This window comes from Streptacidiphilus sp. MAP12-33 (assembly GCF_041261265.1).
GTDB lineage: Bacteria > Actinomycetota > Actinomycetes > Streptomycetales > Streptomycetaceae > Streptacidiphilus.
This window is the reverse complement of the sequence record NZ_JBGCCA010000014.1, coordinates 121,387-138,769: the sequence shown is the minus strand read 5'-3', so window position 1 is coordinate 138,769 and position 17,383 is coordinate 121,387. Positions and strand designations below refer to the sequence as shown.

Annotated in this window: 13 protein-coding genes; 2 read left to right on the top strand and 11 right to left on the bottom strand. The window is 72.8% G+C overall.

Annotated features, from left to right (window positions below; genetic code table 11):
* Positions 1–18 precede the first annotated feature (18 nt).
* Positions 19–555, bottom strand: coding sequence for a GNAT family N-acetyltransferase (locus ABH931_RS16315; protein WP_370113754.1), 537 nt, complete (start codon positions 553–555; stop codon positions 19–21).
* 73 nt (positions 556–628) lie between these two features.
* On the bottom strand, positions 629–2,182 hold the full coding sequence (gene ffh, locus ABH931_RS16310) for a signal recognition particle protein (RefSeq protein ID WP_370113752.1): 1,554 nt from the start codon (positions 2,180–2,182) through the stop codon (positions 629–631).
* 327 nt (positions 2,183–2,509) lie between these two features.
* Between ffh and ABH931_RS16305 the strand changes: the two genes are divergently transcribed.
* Entirely contained in the window at positions 2,510–3,037 is a 528-nt protein-coding gene (locus ABH931_RS16305) for a hypothetical protein (protein WP_370113750.1), read from the top strand.
* Here the strand turns inward: ABH931_RS16305 and ABH931_RS16300 are convergent.
* The 4 genes from ABH931_RS16300 to ABH931_RS16285 all read right to left on the bottom strand — a co-directional run bounded on the left by ABH931_RS16300 (position 2,971) and on the right by ABH931_RS16285 (position 8,967).
* Complete coding sequence (locus ABH931_RS16300) at positions 2,971–5,403, bottom strand: [protein-PII] uridylyltransferase (RefSeq protein ID WP_370113748.1); 2,433 nt, start codon at positions 5,401–5,403, stop codon at positions 2,971–2,973. The two genes, ABH931_RS16305 and ABH931_RS16300, sit on opposite strands and share 67 nt — an antisense overlap.
* Positions 5,404–5,518: 115 nt before the next feature.
* On the bottom strand, positions 5,519–5,857 hold the full coding sequence (locus ABH931_RS16295; protein WP_370113745.1) for a P-II family nitrogen regulator: 339 nt from the start codon (positions 5,855–5,857) through the stop codon (positions 5,519–5,521).
* Position 5,858: 1 nt separating this feature from the next.
* Positions 5,859–7,214 carry an ammonium transporter gene (locus tag ABH931_RS16290; RefSeq protein WP_370113743.1) on the bottom strand — a complete coding sequence of 452 codons (1,356 nt, stop codon included), beginning with the start codon at positions 7,212–7,214 and terminating at the stop codon, positions 5,859–5,861.
* Positions 7,215–7,506: 292 nt separating this feature from the next.
* Positions 7,507–8,967: a hypothetical protein gene (locus ABH931_RS16285; RefSeq protein WP_370113741.1), complete on the bottom strand. Its 1,461-nt coding sequence runs from the start codon at positions 8,965–8,967 to the stop codon at positions 7,507–7,509.
* Between the two features lie 407 nt (positions 8,968–9,374).
* On the opposite strand from ABH931_RS16285, the gene ABH931_RS16280 reads away from it, so the two are divergent.
* A complete protein-coding gene (locus tag ABH931_RS16280; protein WP_370113739.1) occupies positions 9,375–9,890 on the top strand; it encodes a DNA primase in 516 nt (171 codons plus the stop codon).
* 4 nt (positions 9,891–9,894) lie between these two features.
* On the opposite strand, the gene ABH931_RS16275 is transcribed toward ABH931_RS16280, so the two are convergent.
* From ABH931_RS16275 to ABH931_RS16255, 5 genes are all read right to left on the bottom strand, one after another.
* The gene (locus ABH931_RS16275) at positions 9,895–11,166 is read right to left on the bottom strand and encodes a hypothetical protein (RefSeq protein WP_370113737.1); all 1,272 of its coding nucleotides are present in this window, start codon (positions 11,164–11,166) and stop codon (positions 9,895–9,897) included.
* A gap of 91 nt (positions 11,167–11,257) precedes the next feature.
* Positions 11,258–12,472 carry a signal recognition particle-docking protein FtsY gene (gene ftsY / locus ABH931_RS16270; protein WP_370113735.1) on the bottom strand — a complete coding sequence of 405 codons (1,215 nt, stop codon included), beginning with the start codon at positions 12,470–12,472 and terminating at the stop codon, positions 11,258–11,260.
* A 31-nt stretch (positions 12,473–12,503) separates the two neighbouring features.
* Positions 12,504–16,265, bottom strand: a complete 3,762-nt coding sequence (gene smc / locus ABH931_RS16265) for a chromosome segregation protein SMC (protein WP_370113733.1) — start codon at positions 16,263–16,265, stop codon at positions 12,504–12,506.
* A 236-nt stretch (positions 16,266–16,501) separates the two neighbouring features.
* Positions 16,502–16,696: a hypothetical protein gene (locus tag ABH931_RS16260; RefSeq protein WP_370113731.1), complete on the bottom strand. Its 195-nt coding sequence runs from the start codon at positions 16,694–16,696 to the stop codon at positions 16,502–16,504.
* Positions 16,697–17,016: 320 nt separating this feature from the next.
* Complete coding sequence (locus tag ABH931_RS16255; protein WP_370113729.1) at positions 17,017–17,295, bottom strand: acylphosphatase; 279 nt, start codon at positions 17,293–17,295, stop codon at positions 17,017–17,019.
* Positions 17,296–17,383: the final 88 nt, after the last annotated feature.

The window sequence follows — 17,383 nt, the reverse complement described above, 5'->3', positions numbered from 1 at the left end:
TTGTGACAATACGGACAATCAGGACACGTCGCCAGCGCCCGCGCCGGGCCACTCCTCCGCGGTCAGCGCGTATCGCTCGTGGTCGCGCCAGGCCTCCTGGAGGAACAGCATCCGCGGGGTGTACCCCTCCAGGCGGAAGCCGAGGCGCTTGGCCATCGCGATGGACGGGCCGTTCTCCGGCTGCACGTTGATCTCCAGCCGGTGCAGGCCGAGGCCCCCCTCGGTCTGCGGGCGGAAGCAGGCCCCGACGACGAGCCGCATGCCCTCGGTCATGCGACCGGTGCCGTTGTAGGGGAGGTAGGAGTTGTAACCGAGGGACGCGTTCTGGAAGCGCCCCCGGACGACGTTCGACACGTTGCAGGTGCCGACGAGGCCGCCGTCCTCGGTGTCGAAGACCAGGAACGTGCGCAGGGTGTCCCCCTGACGCCGCACCATGTCCGGCAGCGCCTCGGGCTCGACGGGGTTCCACCGCCCGATGTGCTCCGCCGAGCGGGTGACGGCCGCGTAGTACGCGGCGGCGTCGGAGAGTTGAGGGAAACGGATCTCTACACGCATGCAGCAACCATAGTCATTGAAGGGGCGCGGGGAACTGCGCGAGAAACGCGCGGTTCCCCGCGCCCCCGAAGGGTTACAGCAGGTCCTTGAACTCCTTGGGGAGCTCGAAGTCCGAGGGGCCCTGGCCGGGGCCGAGGCCGAAGGCGCCGCCGGGCTGGGCCGTGCCGTCGGTCTTCTTCTGGGCCGCCTGCTGCGCGTCCTGCTGGCGCTTGAGCGGGTTGCCGCTCTGGCGGCGGCCCTTGGCCGCCTTCTGCTGCTTGGGCTTGCGCGACGCGCCCCCGCCCATGCCCGGCATGCCCGGCATCCCGGGGATGCCCTTGCCACCGGCCATCGCGGACATCATCTTGCGCGCCTCGAAGAAGCGCTCGACCAGGCTGGAGACCTCGGAGACGTGGACGCCGGAGCCCTTGGCGATACGCGCGCGGCGCGAGCCGTTGATCAGCTTCGGATCGTCGCGCTCCGCCGGGGTCATCGACTTGATGATCGCGCCCACCCGGGCGACGTCCTTGTCGTCGATGTTGTTGATCTGGTCCCGCATCTGCGCCATGCCGGGCAGCATGCCGAGCAGCTTCGTGATCGAGCCCATCTTGGCGACCTGCTCCAGCTGGGCCAGGAAGTCGCCGAGACCGAACTCCTTGCCGCCCTTGCTGGCGAGCTTGGCGTGGACCTTGGCGGCCTCCTCCTGGGAGAAGGTCTTCTCGGCCTGCTCGATCAGGGAGAGGACGTCACCCATGCCCAGGATGCGCGAGGCCATCCGGTCCGGGTGGAACGCGTCGAAGTCCTCGAGCTTCTCGCCGTTGGAGGCGAACATGATCTGGCGGCCGGTGACGTGCGCCACCGACAGGGCCGCGCCACCGCGGGCGTCGCCGTCGAGCTTGGACAGCACGACACCGGTGAAGTCCACGCCCTCGAGGAACGCCTGGGCGGTGGTGACCGCGTCCTGGCCGATCATGGCGTCGACGACGAAGAGGACCTCGTCCGGGTTGATCGCGGCGCGGATGTCCGCGGCCTGCTGCATCAGCTCGGCGTCGATGCCGAGGCGGCCGGCGGTGTCGACGATGACGACGTCGTACTGCTTGTTCTTGGCGTAGTCGATCGAGTCGCGGGCGACCTTGACCGGGTCACCGACGCCGTTGCCCGGCTCGGGGGCGTAGATCGCGACACCGGCGCGCTCGGCCATGACGCCGAGCTGGGTGACCGCGTTCGGGCGCTGGAGGTCACAGGCGACCAGCAGCGGGGTGTGCTTCTGGTCCTTGAGCCACTTGGCCAGCTTTCCGGCCAGGGTGGTCTTACCGGCACCCTGGAGACCGGCCAGCATGATGACCGTGGGGCCGGTCTTGGCGTAGCGCAGGCGGCGGGTCTCGCCACCGAGGATGCCGATGAGCTCCTCGTTGACGATCTTGATGACCTGCTGGGCCGGGTTCAGCGCGGCGCTGACCTCGGCGCCGGCCGCGCGCTCCTTGATCCGGGAGATGAAGGCACGCACCGCCGGGAGGGCGACGTCCGCCTCCAGCAGGGCGATGCGGATCTCACGGGCGGTGGCGTCGATGTCCGCCTCGGAGAGGCGGCCCTTGCCCCGGAGGTTCTTGAACGTCGCTGCGAGGCGGTCGGAAAGGGTGTCGAACACGTCGGTCGCGGGTCCTCGTTGCTCGGGGGCGGGAAGAGATTCGCCTTCCAGGGTATCTGCCCGCCCGACGGTCCCGGGAACGCACCCGCAAGAGGGGCCGGCAGCGGGGGGCCAGAGCAAGGAGCGCCCGCCGCGAAGCGGCTGATGTCCGCAGCGGGCCGAGTCTGGGCGGGGCGGACGAGGGGGCACCCCCGGCCGAAGGCTGGGGGCGGGAGTCCGGGCGCCGCGACGCTGGCCCCCTGCTGCCGGCCCCTCTCAGCCACCCGTACGGGGGGACCCTGCGCGAGTCTTCCCCGCGGTGCGGCGGGACGTCACCAGCATGGGTGTATGTCGCTGGTCGCCAAGCTGATCTACGCCCGCCGTCACCCGCTGCTGAAACGCCTCGTGCAGGAGGTGCTCGCGCTCTACGGGGTCGAGGTGCCCGCCGCCGCCGAGATCGGGCCGGGGCTCGTCGTCTTCCACCGGGGCTTCGGGCTGGTCCTGCACCCCTACACGACCCTGGGCGCCGACGTCGTCCTCTACAACAACGTCACCATCGGCCGCGCCGATCCCTGGGTTCCGCAGGAGCTCAGCCGGATGGAGCGCGTCGTCGTCGAGGACGGCGCCGTCCTGTGCTCGGGCGCGCGCGTGGTCTGCAAGGACGGCGTGCTGACCGTCGGCGCGGGCACCATCGTCGGCGCCAACGCCGTGCTGACGCGCTCCACCGGGCCGAACGAGATCTGGGCCGGGGTGCCGGCCCGCCGCGTGGGCTTCAGGGAACCGCTGCCCGGGCCCGTGGACAGGCAGCCTCAGGCCAGCAGCGCCCGCTCCACCGAGCGCGCCAGCTCCGTCGCCGCCGCGTCCGAGAGCGGCTGACCGGCCGCGTCGGTGAGGTAGAAGGCGTCGACCGCGTCCGCGCCCAGCGTGGAGATGCGGGCGCGGTGCACGCGCACGCCCGTACCCTCCAGCGCGCGGCCGATCCGGTGCAGCAGGCCGGGCGCGTCGTGGGCGCGGACCTCCAGCACCGTGGCCGACGCGCTGCTCCCCCGCGCCACCGTCACGCGCGGCGGCGGGGCGACCACGCCGCGCCGCCGGGGCGCGGACGCGTCGCGCTCGGCGAGGCGGCGGGCGACGTCCAGGCCGCCGTCCAGCGCACGGCGGATGTCGGCGCGCAGCCGCGCCGCCTCCGGCACGTCGCCGAACTCCGCGGCGACCTTCCAGGTCAGCACGAGGACCGGGCCGGCGCCGATCGGGTCCAGCTCACGGATCGCGGCCGTGCGGACGGCGAGGCGGTGCAGGGCGAGGACACCCGCGACGGTCGGCAGCACGTCCGGGCGGTCCGGCAGGGCGAGGGTGAGCTCGACGCCCATCGCCTCGCTGCCGGTGCCCTCACCGCCCTCCGTCTCGGCGCGCACCGACAGCGCCGGGCCGACGGTCCTGGCCGCCTCGACGGCCAGCCGCTCCTCCTCCGCCGTGGCCTCGGTCGCGCTGTCCTGCGGCGGAGCGACGCCCGCGAGCGCCGCCGCCGCACGCTGGACCAGCTCGCCGACGAGCGTCGCGCGCCAGTTGCTCCACGCGGCCGGGCCGGTGGCCAGCGCGTCGGCCTCGGTCAGCGCGTGCAGCAGCTCCAGCGCGCCGACGGTGCCGACCGCGTCGGTGACCACCGCGACGGTGGCCGGGTCGTCCGGGTCGCGGCGCATCGCCGTCTCCACCAGCAGTAGGTGGTGGCGGACCAGCAGGGCGAGGGTCTCCACGTCCTGCTTGGGGAAGCCGATCCGGGTGGCCACGTCGCGAGTGATCACCTCACCGGCCTCGGAGTGGTCGCCCGGCCAGCCCTTGCCGATGTCGTGCAGGAACGCCGCGACCAGCAGCAGGTCGGGGCGGGCGACGCGACGGGTCATCGCGGCGGCGCGAACGGCCGTCTCGACCAGGTGCCGATCCACGGTCCAGCGGTGCACGGCGTTGCGCTGCGGCCGGCAGCGGACCCGCTCCCAGTCCGGCAGCAGCCGGGCCACCAGGCCCTCGGCCTCCAGCGCCTCCCAGACCGGGATCGCGCTCTCCCCCGCGCCCAGCAGCGTGATCAGCTGCTCGCGGGCCTCGTCCGGCCACGGCACCGGCAGCGGCTTCGCCTCGGCGGCGAGCCGCCGGACGGTGCTGAGCGCCAGCGGCAGGCCCGCCTGGGCGGCGGCTGCCGCCGCGCGCAGCGGCAGCACCGGGTCGTTTCCCGGCCGCGCGGGCGCGGCGAGCACGGCCTCGCCCTCCATCTCCACCACGCCCTCGGCCAGCGGACGGCGCTCCACCGGGCCGCGGGAGCCCGCCGCGCCACCCCCGAAGCCGAACATCCGGCGGCTGCCGCGCCCACTGCGGGCCCGCAGCACCCGCTCGACCTCACGCCAGGTGACGTCGGCGGCGTAGGCGATGACCCGGGCGGACTCGTAGACCTGCCGCAGCAGGATGTCCGCGTCCAGCAGACCGAGGTCGGCGGCGACGGCGTCCTGCTCCTGGAGACTCAGCCGGTCCGTGGTGCGGCCGGTGACCAGGTGCAGCGCGTCGCGGACGTCACGCAACCTGGTTGCCGCGTCGGCGAGACCGGCGCGCGGGGCGTCAGCGACCCAGGAGGCGGCCACCGCGTCCAGCGCGGTGACGTCACGCAGGCCGCCGCGCGCCTCCTTCAGGTCCGGCTCCAGCAGGAACGCGAGCTCGCCCTGGCGCTCGGCGCGCTCCCGGCACAGCTCGCGCAGCTCGGGCAGCCGCTTGGGCGCCGTCGCCCGCCAGTCGGCGAGGACGGCGGAGCGCAGCTGGGCGGTGAGCTCCTGGTCGCCCGCGACGTGGCGGGCGTCGAGCAGGCCCAGCTGGGCCTTGAGGTCCTCGGCGGCGACCTTGCGGGCCTGGCCCAGGTCCCGCACGGAGTGGTCGAGCGCCACGCCCTGGTCCCACACCGGGTACCAGAGCCGCTCGGCCAGCGCCGGGACGGCAGCCGCGCGGGCGCCGCCGTCGTGCAGCAGCAGCACGTCCAGGTCGCTGCGCGGGGAGAGCTCGCCGCGCCCGTAGCCGCCGACGGCGACCAGCGCGACGCCCTGCGCGGGCGCGCCCTGCAGCGCGTCGGCCAGCAGACCGGACAGCCAACGGTCCGTCAACTGCGACAGCGCCTGGCGCCGTGCCGCGCCGCTGCGCTCGTCCTCCCGCAGCAACGCGAGCCGCGCCGCCGCGTAGCCCGACCCGGCCGCCTGCTGGTCCGTCACGTTCTTCCCCGTTCCTCGGGAGTGCCCGCCTGCGGATACGGCGGAGCGGACCCGCGACCCTCATCGGTCGCGAGCCCGCTTCGCCTGCCCTGAACTGTGTAGCTGGAGTGGCTGCCTACAGCGCGTCCGGTCCGCGCTCCCCGGTGCGCACCCGCACCGCGGACTCGACCGGGACGCTCCAGACCTTGCCGTCACCAATCTTGCCGGTCCGGGCCGCCTTCACGATGACATCGATCACGCTCTCGGCGTCGTCGTCCTCGGCCAGCACCTCTATGCGGACCTTCGGCACCAGGTCGACGGTGTACTCCGCACCCCGGTAGACCTCGGTGTGGCCGCGCTGGCGGCCGTAGCCGCTGGCCTCGGTGACCGTCAGCCCGTGGACGCCGAAGGCCTGCAGGGCCTCCTTGACGTCGTCCAGGCGGTGGGGCTTGATCACGGCGGTGATGAGCTTCATCTCAGGCATCGACCTTCGTCTCGGCGGGGCTTTCGGCGGGGCTCTCCTCGGCGGCTGCCGTCTTGGTGACCGGGGCCGAGGGGGCGAAGGCCTTGGAGAGGGCCGCGCCCACCGCGCTGAAGTCGTACGCCGACTCGGCGTGCTCCGCCTGGTCGATACCGGCGATCTCGACCTCCTCGGAGACCCGGAAGCCGATGGTCTTCTGGATGACCGTGCCGATGATCCAGGCCAGGACGAAGGAGTAGGCGCCGACCGCGCCCACGCCGATCGCCTGCTTGCCCAGCTGCGAGAAGCCGCCGCCGTAGAAGAGGCCCTTGGCCGTGGAGCCGCCGCCACCGGTGGCCAGCAGACCGATCAGCAGGGCGCCGACCGCACCGCCGACCGCGTGGACGCCCACGACGTCGAGCGAGTCGTCGAAGCCGAACCTGTACTTGAGGCTGATCGCCCAGGCGCAGAGCGCGCCGCAGATCAGGCCGAGCGCGATCGAGCCGAGCGGGCTGATGTAGGCACAGGCGGGGGTGATGCCGACCAGGCCGGCGACCGCGCCGGAGGCGGCGCCCAGGGTGGTGATCGCCCCGTGCTTGATCCGCTCGAAGATCAGCCAGCCGACCATGGCGGAGGCGGTGGCGACCTGGGTGTTGGTGAAGGCGAGAGCGGCCAGGCCGTTGGCCGAGAGCGCGGAGCCGGCGTTGAAGCCGAACCAGCCGAACCAGAGCAGCCCGGAGCCGAGCATCACCAGCGGCAGGCTGTGCGGACGCATCGGGTCCTTCTTGAAGCCGACCCGCTTGCCGAGCACGAAGGCGAGCGCCAGACCGGCGATACCGGCGTTCAGGTGGACCGCTGTGCCACCGGCGAAGTCCAGCGCGCCGATGTGGTCGACCAGCCAGCCGCCCTTGCCGTTGTCGGTGTAGAAGACCCAGTGCGCGACCGGGAAGTACACGACGCTGACCCAGAAGGTGAGGAACAGGGCCCAAGCGGTGAACTTGGCCCGGTCCGCGATCGCGCCGGAGATCAGCGCGGGGGTGATCACGGCGAACATCAGCTGGAACATCGAGAAGGCAAAGGTCGGAATGGTTCCGGAGAGCTGGTTCATTCCGATGTGGCGCATGCCGACCATCGAGAAGTCACCGATCAGACCGTGGAAGGAATCCGGTCCGAAAGCGATCGAGAAGCCGAAGAGCACCCACAGCACTGTGACGATGCCGAGCGCGATGAAGCTCATGGCCAGCATGTTCAGGGCACTCTTGACCCGGACCATGCCGCCGTAGAAGAAAGCGAGGCCCGGGGTCATCAACATGACCAGGGCTGCGCTTATGAGTACGAATGCGGTGTCTCCGCCGCTGAAGCCGCTGGGCATCGGCGTCTCCTCGAAATGTCGGGCCGCTCCGATCCCGGGTATCCCGTCCCGTGCCCCCGGGGTCGTCGGCTGATGCTGAGGAGATTGACGCAGGCCGGTTTCCACAGATGACCTGGTGTTGTTTCGCATGCGTGACGAAGCTGACGCCGGTGTTACGCGGCGGTGAACGCAACCTCACCGAAAACCGGCCGCGAGAACCGTCCGAATGACCTGGCGTGGGGGAGCCGAGTCGGGTGAAGGGGGACGGCGCTCGCGGCCGGAGACCACGGTGTTCACGCGGGGAACCGCCTGTTCAGGCGCTGTTCCGGTTGGCCAGGCTGTCGGGGATGGTCTGGTCGATCTGCTCGCGCAGCCGACGCACGCTGGGGACGTCCTTGAACTCCCGCTCGGCCGCCTCCGTCGTCTTGCGCAGCCGCGTATTGACACGCTCCGAGCGGATGCGCGCGGCGATCTCCATGGCCTGCTCGGCGGTGGCCGCCGCCGCCTCGGGCTCGTGGTTGAGCACGTGGACGCTGGCCATGCCGATCAGGTTGAGGGCGTAGGAGCGCTTGTGGCTCGGATCCTCCGAGAAGAGCCGCACCGCCTCACCGATCTCGGGCTCCGCCTGCAACGCGTACACCTGGCTGCGGCCGGTGTGGTAGCACAGGTCGCGGTAGGAGTGGCCGTTCTCGGCGTGCAGCTCGGCCTCGGAGAAGAAGCCCAGCCAGTCCGGCATCGGGTCGTCCTTGCCGGCCTCGTCGAAGCAGTCCTCGGCGTGCCGGGCGGCCCGATAGCACTTGCCGGCCTCGCCGAGGTTGGCGTAGGCGCGGGCCTCCATGGCGTGCATCAGCGCGAGTTGGCGTGAACTCGCCGTGTCGCGGGAGCCGTACTGGGCCAGGTGGATCAGCTCCAGCGCGTCGCCGGGGCGGTTGAGGTGGATCATCTGACGGCACATGTCCGTCAGGATCAACGCGCCGAAGGGACGGTCCCCCGCCTCCTTGGCGGCGTGCAGCGCGAGCACGTAGTACTTCTGCGCGCTCGGATGCATGCCGACGTCGTAGGACATCCACCCGGCCAGATGGGCGAGTTGGGCCGTGGTCTGGAACAGGCGCTGGGTGGTGCCGGGGCTGTAGCTCTCCTGGAGCAGGTCGCACACCTCGTGCAGCTGGCCGACGACCGCCTTGCGGCGCAGGCCGCCGCCGTTCTGGGCGTCCCAGCGACGGAACATCTCGACCGTGGAACCGAGCAGGTCCAGCTCGGGCCCGGAAAGCCGGCCGGTGACCGCCTCGCCGTCGCGGGCGGCGGAGAGCACCGGGGTGGGGCGGCCGTGGGCGTTGGGCGTCAACCAGCGCTGCATCGGCTCGATCAGGGCGGAACCGGCCGTGAGCGCGAGGGAGGTGCCGAGGAAGCCCCGGCGGTTGAGCATCAGGTCGCTGCGCGAGTACTCGGAGATGAGTTGGACCGTCTGGTCCCCGCCCCAGGGCAGGTCGATACCGGAGCCGGGGGTGAGCGGCGCGACCGCCTTGAGGCCCAAGTCCTCGACGGGAACCGGGGATCCGAAGCGGTCCGAGAACAGCTCCGAGAGGATCTTCGGAATCGGCTCACGCGGCTGCTCGCCGTCCAGCCAGCGCCGCACCCGCGAGGTGTCGGTACTGATGTGGGCTGCGCCCATCTGGCGGGCACGGCGGTTGACCTGACGGGCCAACTCGCCCTTGGACCAGCCACTCCTGACGAACCACGCCGTCAGCTTGTCGTTGGGTTGCTTGTCGCCCACCGGAACGCCCCCATCCCGGGCTCGCGGCCGTCAGTTTGCTGTGGAGCGGGCTGAGTTGACAGTGCCGTTGAGCGATGACCGAACAAACTGTCGGCCGTGCCTCTGGCATACCCGCTGACGTGCTCATGTCGCGCCGGGTTCTCCGACCCTGCACCAGGAACGTAGCGCGATTTGCGCCGACCGGGGGAGCTTGCGCGAAGAAACGCCACCTTTCGCCACCCCTACGAGTGAACTTCCTGAGACTCACTCACGCTTCACTGGTGAGCAGGCCGTTCATCGCCGCAGTCCAGAAATAGCACACCGCCCGAACGTCGGCGCCGACTGCCCGAATTGTGCGGGCGCGAAGGCGGCGGGTCTGCGCCCCGTAACCAAGGTCTCCCCCGATCGGTTGGAGGTGAGTGGACTTGATGAGCACCGACTCCCTGTTCGGCGACAGCTGGCTCCGGGTTCAGCGGCGCCGGGCCAAGCTGACCCGGTCCGAGGCAGCCGCGGAGTACCGCTCACGCTGGGGCTGGACCGCGGAGTTGGAGGGGGACGCCCTCCGACTCCCCACCGGCCACGGCTTCGACGCGCTCGACATCCCCGAGCCGGCCGGCTGCCAGGCGCTGGTCCGCCTGGAGCGGATGGGCATCCGCCCCGGCCCGGTCCTCGCCGCGCAGGGCCGCGCGTTCTTCTTCGTCACCCCGCAGACGGCGTCCCGCCTGCCGGAGCTGCTGTACCGCACCGGCTGGGACGACGCGACGCTCGACCTCCTCCCCCACGGCTCGGGCTCCTCCGTCCCGGCCCCGCCCACCCCGGGCGCGCGCTGGCTCCGCCCGCCGACCCCCGAGAACGCCCTGCGCCTCCCGGACCCCAAGCTCCTGCTCGGTACCCTCGCCTACGCCAGCCACCAGCGCGCCCCGGAACTCGTCGGCCGCCGCTGAGCCCTCACGGCACCCGCCGGAACGCCTCGTACCGCAGCCGGAACCGTGCGGGAGCCGGGCCGCACCACGAACGCAGCCGCCAACTCCCGTCGGCGGCAGGGGCCGCGTAGAGCAGTTCGAGCCCGGCCTCGGCCGTTCCCTCTGCTCGCGCGTAGGACAGGAACCGGAGTTCGCCCCGCCCCGGCTGCCACGGCGCCCGAGCCGGTTCCACCGCGGCCGGCCACTCCGCCGGAGCACCGGTCGTCGCCGCGAACCAACGCGCGAGCCGCGGTCCCCCGCGGCCGGCCCACCGGTCGACCAGCGGCGCGAACGCCCCGGTCCGCGCCGCGTCGAGCAGCTCCGTCCCCGCGCCGTCGAGGGCGCGGCAGAAGTCCGCCACGGGCACCCGCGCGGCACGGCGCGGGTGGCGCACGCCGCGGATCTCCAGCACGGCGCGGTGCAGCAACCGCGCCGCGACGACGGCGTCCGCAGGAAACCGGCGGGTACGAAGGTCGCGACGGGATTCGTCCGGCCGGTTCGGGGGGAGGACGCCGTCCGCGCGACGACCGGCGGCGGAGCGGTGCCAGTGGTTGTCGTCCAGCCGGAGGGTGACGTCCCGGCCCGACAGGAGGCCCGCAGCGCCGAGCTCGGCACTCGTCTCGGCGACCCCTCCCTCGCCGGGCGGGATCCGGACTCCCGTGGCCTCCCGGGAGTCGAAGGCCAGCCCGTCGATCGTGTGCCAGCGAAGGCTCAGCGTCGCCGGGGGGACGGCCACGTCAGGCATCGGAAAGCGGCGGGCGATCTCGAGCACCACCGCCGCGGTCAACCGGCTCCCCGCCCGCTCGACGCGCAGCGCGCGCACGGTCGCGGACCCGAGGTCGTAGTCCTCGGCGAGTTCGGCGACAACGCCCGCGCCGAGCTCGTCGTACCAGGGCCGGACCTGCCCGCGGAAGTCGCGGGCGTAGAGGGACCCTGGCATCGACGGCACCAGGCGCTCGAGGCGCTCACCCCGTGCCGCCGCGGTCTCGGTCATCCACGCCCGCCGCGACTCCCCCAGCCCGGCCATCGACCGCAGCGCCGCCCGGGCCCTGTGCTCCCGCCCCCACGGGGTACGGGCGCTCAGTACGTGGAACAAGGGCCAGGTGTTGTTGTCCCAGACGTCGGCGGTCCGGGCGATCAGGCCGCGGTCGTAGGTCCGGGCGTCGGCGGAGGCCGCCGCGATCTGCTCGACGGAGGCGTCGAGCAGCCCGCAGAGCGCGCGCAGCGCCGATCCACGCGTCCCGCTTCCCGTCGTCACGACGAGGACCGTATCCGCGGGTGGGGCCGGGCGGAAAGACGAAGCCGCCGCCCGCGGGGTGCGGGCGGCGGCTGGGGGCGTGGAGCGGGGCTCAGCCCAGGAGGGCGTCGACGAAGGCGCCGGGGTCGAACGGGGCGAGGTCGTCCGCGCCCTCGCCGAGCCCGATGAGCTTGACCGGGACGCCCAGCTGACGCTGGACGGAGATGACGATGCCGCCCTTGGCGGTGCCGTCGAGCTTGGTCAGCACGATGCCGGTGATGTCCACGACCTCGGCGAAGACCTTCGCCTGGACCAGGCCGTTCTGGCCGGTCGTGGCGTCGAGGACGAGGAGGACCTCGTCGACCGGGCCGTGCTTCTCCACGACGCGCTTGACCTTGCCGAGCTCGTCCATCAGGCCGGTCTTGGTGTGCAGGCGGCCGGCCGTGTCGACCAGGACGGTGTCCGCGCCCTCGGCGATGCCCTCCTTGACCGCGTCGAAGGCCACCGACGCCGGGTCGCCGGCCTCCGGGCCGCGGACGGTGCGGGCGCCGACGCGCTCGCCCCAGGTCTGCAGCTGGTCCGCCGCAGCGGCGCGGAAGGTGTCCGCGGCGCCGAGGACGACCGTGTGACCGTCCGCGACCAGCACGCGGGCCAGCTTGCCGCTGGTGGTGGTCTTGCCGACGCCGTTGACGCCGACGACCAGCAACACCGCCGGGCGGGCCGGGGTCTCCTCGTCGTGGCGGGCGACGTGCAGGGTCCGGTCCATCGAGGGGTCGATCAGCGCGACGAGTTCCTCGCGCAGCAGGGTGCGCAGCTCCTCCGGGCTGCGGGTGCCGAGCACCTTGACGCGGGTGCGCAGGCGCTCGACGAGCTCCTGGGTCGGCGCGACGCCGACGTCGGCGGTGAGCAGCAGCTCCTCGATCTCCTCCCAGGTGTCCTCGTCGAGGCGGTCCCGGGAGAGGAGGGAGAGCAGGCCCTTGCCGAGGGTGTTCTGCGAGCGCGCGAGGCGCGAGCGCAGCCGGACCAGGCGGCCGGCGGTCGGCTCGGGGACCTCCAGCTCCAGGGCGGGCTCGGCGGCCTCCGCCTGCGCGGGCTCCGCCTGGGCGGGGAGTGCGACCTCCTCGACGGTGCGCCGTTCCTCGGGCGCGGTGACCGCGGCATCCTCGCCGACCTGCGGCTCGGGCGTCGGTTCGGCGGGCTTGGTGATCTGCGGCTGCGCCTGGGGGGCAGGCGGCAGCTGCTTGCGCCGTCGACCGGTGACGACGAGACCAGCGGCCGCCGTGACGGCGACCACAGCGATGACTACAGCAAGAATGACGGTTTCCATGGCCCTCCCAGTATCGGGTACGGCCGGGGCGTTACTCGGAAGCGTCCGCCGTCTGCTCCAACGCCTCCGCCGACGGTGCCTCCACCTGCGCCTCCGTCTGGGCCTCCGTCTGGGCCTGCGCCGGCTCTCGCACCGGCTCGGCCCGGCGCAGCTGACGCGGCGGCTTGCGGGGTTCGTCACGCAGGCGCTGGCTGATCACCTGGGAGATGCCGTCGCCGCGCATCGAGACGCCGTAGAGGGCGTCGGCGCACTCCATCGTCAGCTTCTGGTGGGTGATCACGATCAGCTGCGAGTTGTCCCGCAGCTCCTCCATGATCGCGATCAGGCGCCGCAGGTTGGTCTCGTCGAGCGCGGCCTCGACCTCGTCCATGACGTAGAACGGGCTGGGGCGTGCCTTGAAGATCGAGACCAGCAGGGCGACGGCGGTGAGCGAGCGCTCGCCGCCGGAGAGCAGCGAGAGACGCTTGACCTTCTTGCCCGGCGGGCGGGCCTCCACCTCGACGCCGGTGGTCAGCATGTTGTCCGGGTCGGTGAGGATCAGCCGGCCCTCTCCGCCGGGGAAGAGCCGGGAGAAGACGCCCTCGAACTCACGCGCCGTGTCGTGGTACGCGGCGGTGAAGACCTGCTCGACCCGCTCGTCGACCTCCTTGACGACGGTCAGCAGGTCGCGGCGGGTGGACTTGAGGTCCTCCAGCTGCTCGGAGAGGAACTGGTGGCGCTCCTCCAGCGCGGCGAACTCCTCCAGCGCGAGCGGGTTGACCTTGCCGAGCTGGGTGTAGGCCTTCTCGGCGGCCTTGAGCCTGCGTTCCTGCTCGGCGCGCCTGTAGGGACGGGGCTGCGGCTCCTCGTCGGTCGGTTCCTCGCCCTCGACGGGGAGCGGCGGCGGGACGAGCTGGTCCGGGCCGTACTCCGCGAGCAGCGCGGCGGACTCGATGCCGTGCTCCTCCAGCGCCTTGCTCTCCAGCTGCTCGATACGCAGCCGCTTCTCGGCGCGGAGCACCTCGTCACGGTGGACGGAGTCGGTGAGCTTGTCGAGCTCGGCCTTCAGCTCGCGGCTGCGGGCGCGCTCGCGGGTCAGCTCGGCGTCGCGGGCGGCACGGTCCTGCTCGGCGGTGGACTTGGCGCCGGCTGCCTCGCCGAGGGAGTGCTCGACATGGGCCAGCAGCTGCCGCGCGCCGTCGGCGACGGCGGTCGCGACCTGGGCGTCGTGCGCGGCGCGAGCAGCGCGCGCGGCGGCGCGGGCCCGGGTCTCCCGCTCGGCGCGGGCGGCGCGGTCCAGGCCGTCGGCGCGCCCCGCGAGACCGCGGACGCGCTCCTCGTGCGTGCGCACGGACAGCCGGGCCTCCATCTCGGCGGCGCGGGTGCAGGTCGCCTCCTCGGCCAGGCGGTCGCGACGGTCCGTGTCCGGCTCCTCGTCGGCGGGCAGTTCCTCGGCGACGAGCAGCCGCTCCTCGAGCTCGGCGAGCTCCATCGCGGCCTGCTCCTGGGCGTCCTCCGCCTTGGCGGCGGCCGCCGCGAGCCGCTCGGCCTCTCCGGCCGCGCCACGCGCCTGCCCGGCGAGGCGTCCGACCTGCTGGGCGACCGCGGCCTTCTCCTTCTCGGCGGCCCGCCGCACGACGGCGACCTCCTCGACCCGCGCGGCCAGCGCCTTCCGCTGCGCGGTCGCCTCCTCCAGCTCCACGCGCAGCGCCTGCCGCCGCACGCCGAGCGCCTCCAGCGTGGCCACGGCCTCGTCGACGGCGGCCTGCGTCTCCAGCACACTCGGCGCCCCGGCGGACCCGCCGTAGGCGTACGCGGCCCCGAGCACATCGCCTTCGGCGGTCACGGCGACCAGGTCGGGCCGCGCGGCGACCACGGCCTCCGCCTCGGCCAAGCCGTCCACCACGACGTACCCACGCAACAACGCCCGCGCAGCCCCGACCAGCTCCCCCGGCCCCGACACCAGCCCGGCCGCCGCCACCGCCCCTGCGGGAAGCCCGGAAGAGCCACCCGCCGGGACCGGGGTGGGCGCAGCCGCCTGCGCCGAGCCGACCGAACCACCCGCGCCGGCGAATCCACCCGCCGGGACCGGGGGTGGGGTGGCGATGAGGAGGGCCGCGCGGCCGGAGTCGTCCTTGCGGAGGAGGCGGAGGGCGTCGGCAGCGGTGGTGAGGGAGGAGACCGCCACGGCGTCCGCCGCGCGGTCGAGGGCGGCGGCGACGGGGGTCTCCATGCCCGGAGCGATCGTGAGGTGGCCCGCAGCCGGGCCGAGGAGGCCCGCGAGGCGGTCGGTGGCGGAGAGGAGCGCGGCCGTGCCGTCCTTGCGGCGCAGGGCCAGCGCCAGAGCGTCACGGCGGGCAGTCACGGCCGCGTGCTCGCGGTCCGCCGTGGCGAGGGAGTCGCGGGCGCCGGACTGGGCCTCCTCGGCGGCGGCGAGGGAGGCGCGAAGCGCGGCGTGTTCCGCGTCGCGGGCCTCGTCCGCGGTGTCCAGGGTGTCGGACTGGGCCTGGAGGGTCTCGTACTCCTCCTGCGCGGCCGCCGCGCGCTCCAGCGCGGCGTCGCGCGCCTCGGCGAGGCGGCCGATCTCCGCCGCGGAGCCGGACGCGCGCGAGCGCGCCGCCGCGACCTTGCCCTGCAGGCGGGCCAGCCCTTCGCGGCGGTCGGCCAGCGCACGGGCCGCGGCCCGGAGCGACTGTTCCTCGGCCTGGAGCTCACGCTCCAGCTCCGCGCGCCGCTCCACGGTCTCCGCGAGCGCGTACTGCGCCTCCTCCAGCGCCTCCGCGAGCTCCGCCTCCTGCTCGCGGATCCGCGCGGCCTCGCGCTCCATGTCCTCGGGGTCGCGGCCGCGCCTCTCCTCGCCCTGCGGGGAGCGGGCGTGCCGGACCTTGGCCTCGGCCAGGCCGATGGTCCCCCGGGCCCGTTCCGCGAGCGAGGAGAGGTCGAACCAGGTCTGCTGGGCCAGCTCCACGGCCGGGCCGAGCTGCGCGACCTGCGCCTCCAGCACCGCCTCGCGCTGCTGCAGCCGGGTCAGCTCCTCCTCCACGCCGCCGCGGCGCAACCGCAGCGCCATCTCGTCGGCGATCTCCTCCTCGACCGTCTTGCGCAGCGTCACCAGGTCGTCGGCGAGCAGCCGCAGCCGCGCGTCGCGCAGGTCGGCCTGGATCACCGCCGCCCGGCGGGCGATCGCGGCCTGCCGTCCGAGCGGCTTCAGCTGCCGCCGCAGCTCGCCGACCAGGTCCTGCACGCGGGTCAGGTTCGCCTGCATCGCGTCCAGCTTCCGCAGCGCCTTCTCCTTGCGCTTGCGGTGCTTGAGGACGCCGGCCGCCTCCTCGATGAAGGCCCGGCGGCCCATCGGATCGGCGTGCAGGACGGAGTCGAGCTGGCCCTGGCCGACGATGACGTGCATCTCCCGGCCGATGCCGGAGTCGGAGAGCAGCTCCTGGATGTCGAGGAGGCGGCAGGTGTCGCCGTTGATGGCGTACTCGCTGCCGCCGTTGCGGAACATCGTCCGCGAGATGGTGACCTCGGCGTACTCGATCGGCAGCGCGCCGTCGGTGTTGTCGATGGTGAGCGCGACCTCGGCGCGGCCGAGCGGCGCGCGGCCGGTCGTGCCGGCGAAGATGACGTCCTCCATCTTGCCGCCGCGCAGCGACTTCGCGCCCTGCTCGCCCATGACCCAGCTGAGCGCGTCCACGACGTTGGACTTGCCGGAGCCGTTGGGGCCGACGACGCAGGTGATGCCCGGTTCGAAGCGCAGGGTCGTCGCGGAGGCGAAGGACTTGAACCCGCGCAGCGTGAGGCTCTTCAGATGCACCGGCCCGACCTCCTGTCCCACGACTCGGGGACACCCTAACCGCCGGCACCCTCCGAGCCCGGTGACGGCTCGGTTTCGTGCGCATGAGTAAGGGGCATATCGCGGTTGAGGGGTCAACCATGTGGGGGCGAACAGAGCAACAGGGCCGGGGAACGACGAAGGGACGCCGGGGAGGCGTCCCTTGCACTATCCAGTGACGATGCCGACTGTTCCTGACCTACGCGGAAAGGTCAGGTTCAGGCAAGCACCGGCTGGGTTGCGTCCATGCGGAGCAGCTGCTCGTGGTCCGCGACGGCCTGCAGCGCATCGTTTTCGGCCTGGATACGGATGAGCTCGGATTCCAGGTCCTGGACACGCTGCTGGAGACGTCGCATCTCGGCGAGCAGTCGGGGGTCGGGTCCGCCGACGTAACCGAGAAGCGCCTTTGCCATGATGGATGGTCCTCCACGCTGAGTGACCGACCGCGATTGGGGTCGTGTGAGGTGGGCCGCACCGGAACGCGTGCCCGAGCAAGGCTGTACGGGGCCGATCAGCCCTGAGCGGACGTACGGGTGCGCGGGTTTCCAGCGTCTCACCAAACGCGCAGACGGTCAACACGATCACAGCGTGCTACCTGAGTCGTCCGACGGACGCGGCGGATATGTCACGCTGCGTGGCACGGCGACTTCGTTGGTGCGCAGTCAACCACGCGACAGCCCAATGCGCAACAGCCGGGAAATACTTCCGGCCTGCGGCGATGCCCCGGATCGACTCAGCGGATGGCGAAGCCGTCGTACGCGCTGTCGACGCTCCCCCACAGCTCGGTGACCCCGTCAACCCGGCCGGGCGTGTCGCCGTGCCGCAGCAGGTCCAGCAGCTGTTCGCACTGCTCACGGGTGCCCTGGGCGACAACCTGGACCCGGCCGTCCCCGAGGTTGGAGGCGTAGCCGGTCAGGCCGACCTCCAGAGCGCGGGAGCGGGTCCACCAGCGGAAGCCGACCTGCTGCACCTTGCCGCGCACCCAGGCGGTCATCCGAACCTCTGCACTCATGTGGGCCAGTCTCTCACCGGCACTCTGCGCCACCGCTCCCGCTCCTGCCCGGCGATGCCCTACAGTCCTGAGCCATCACTCGGACGGG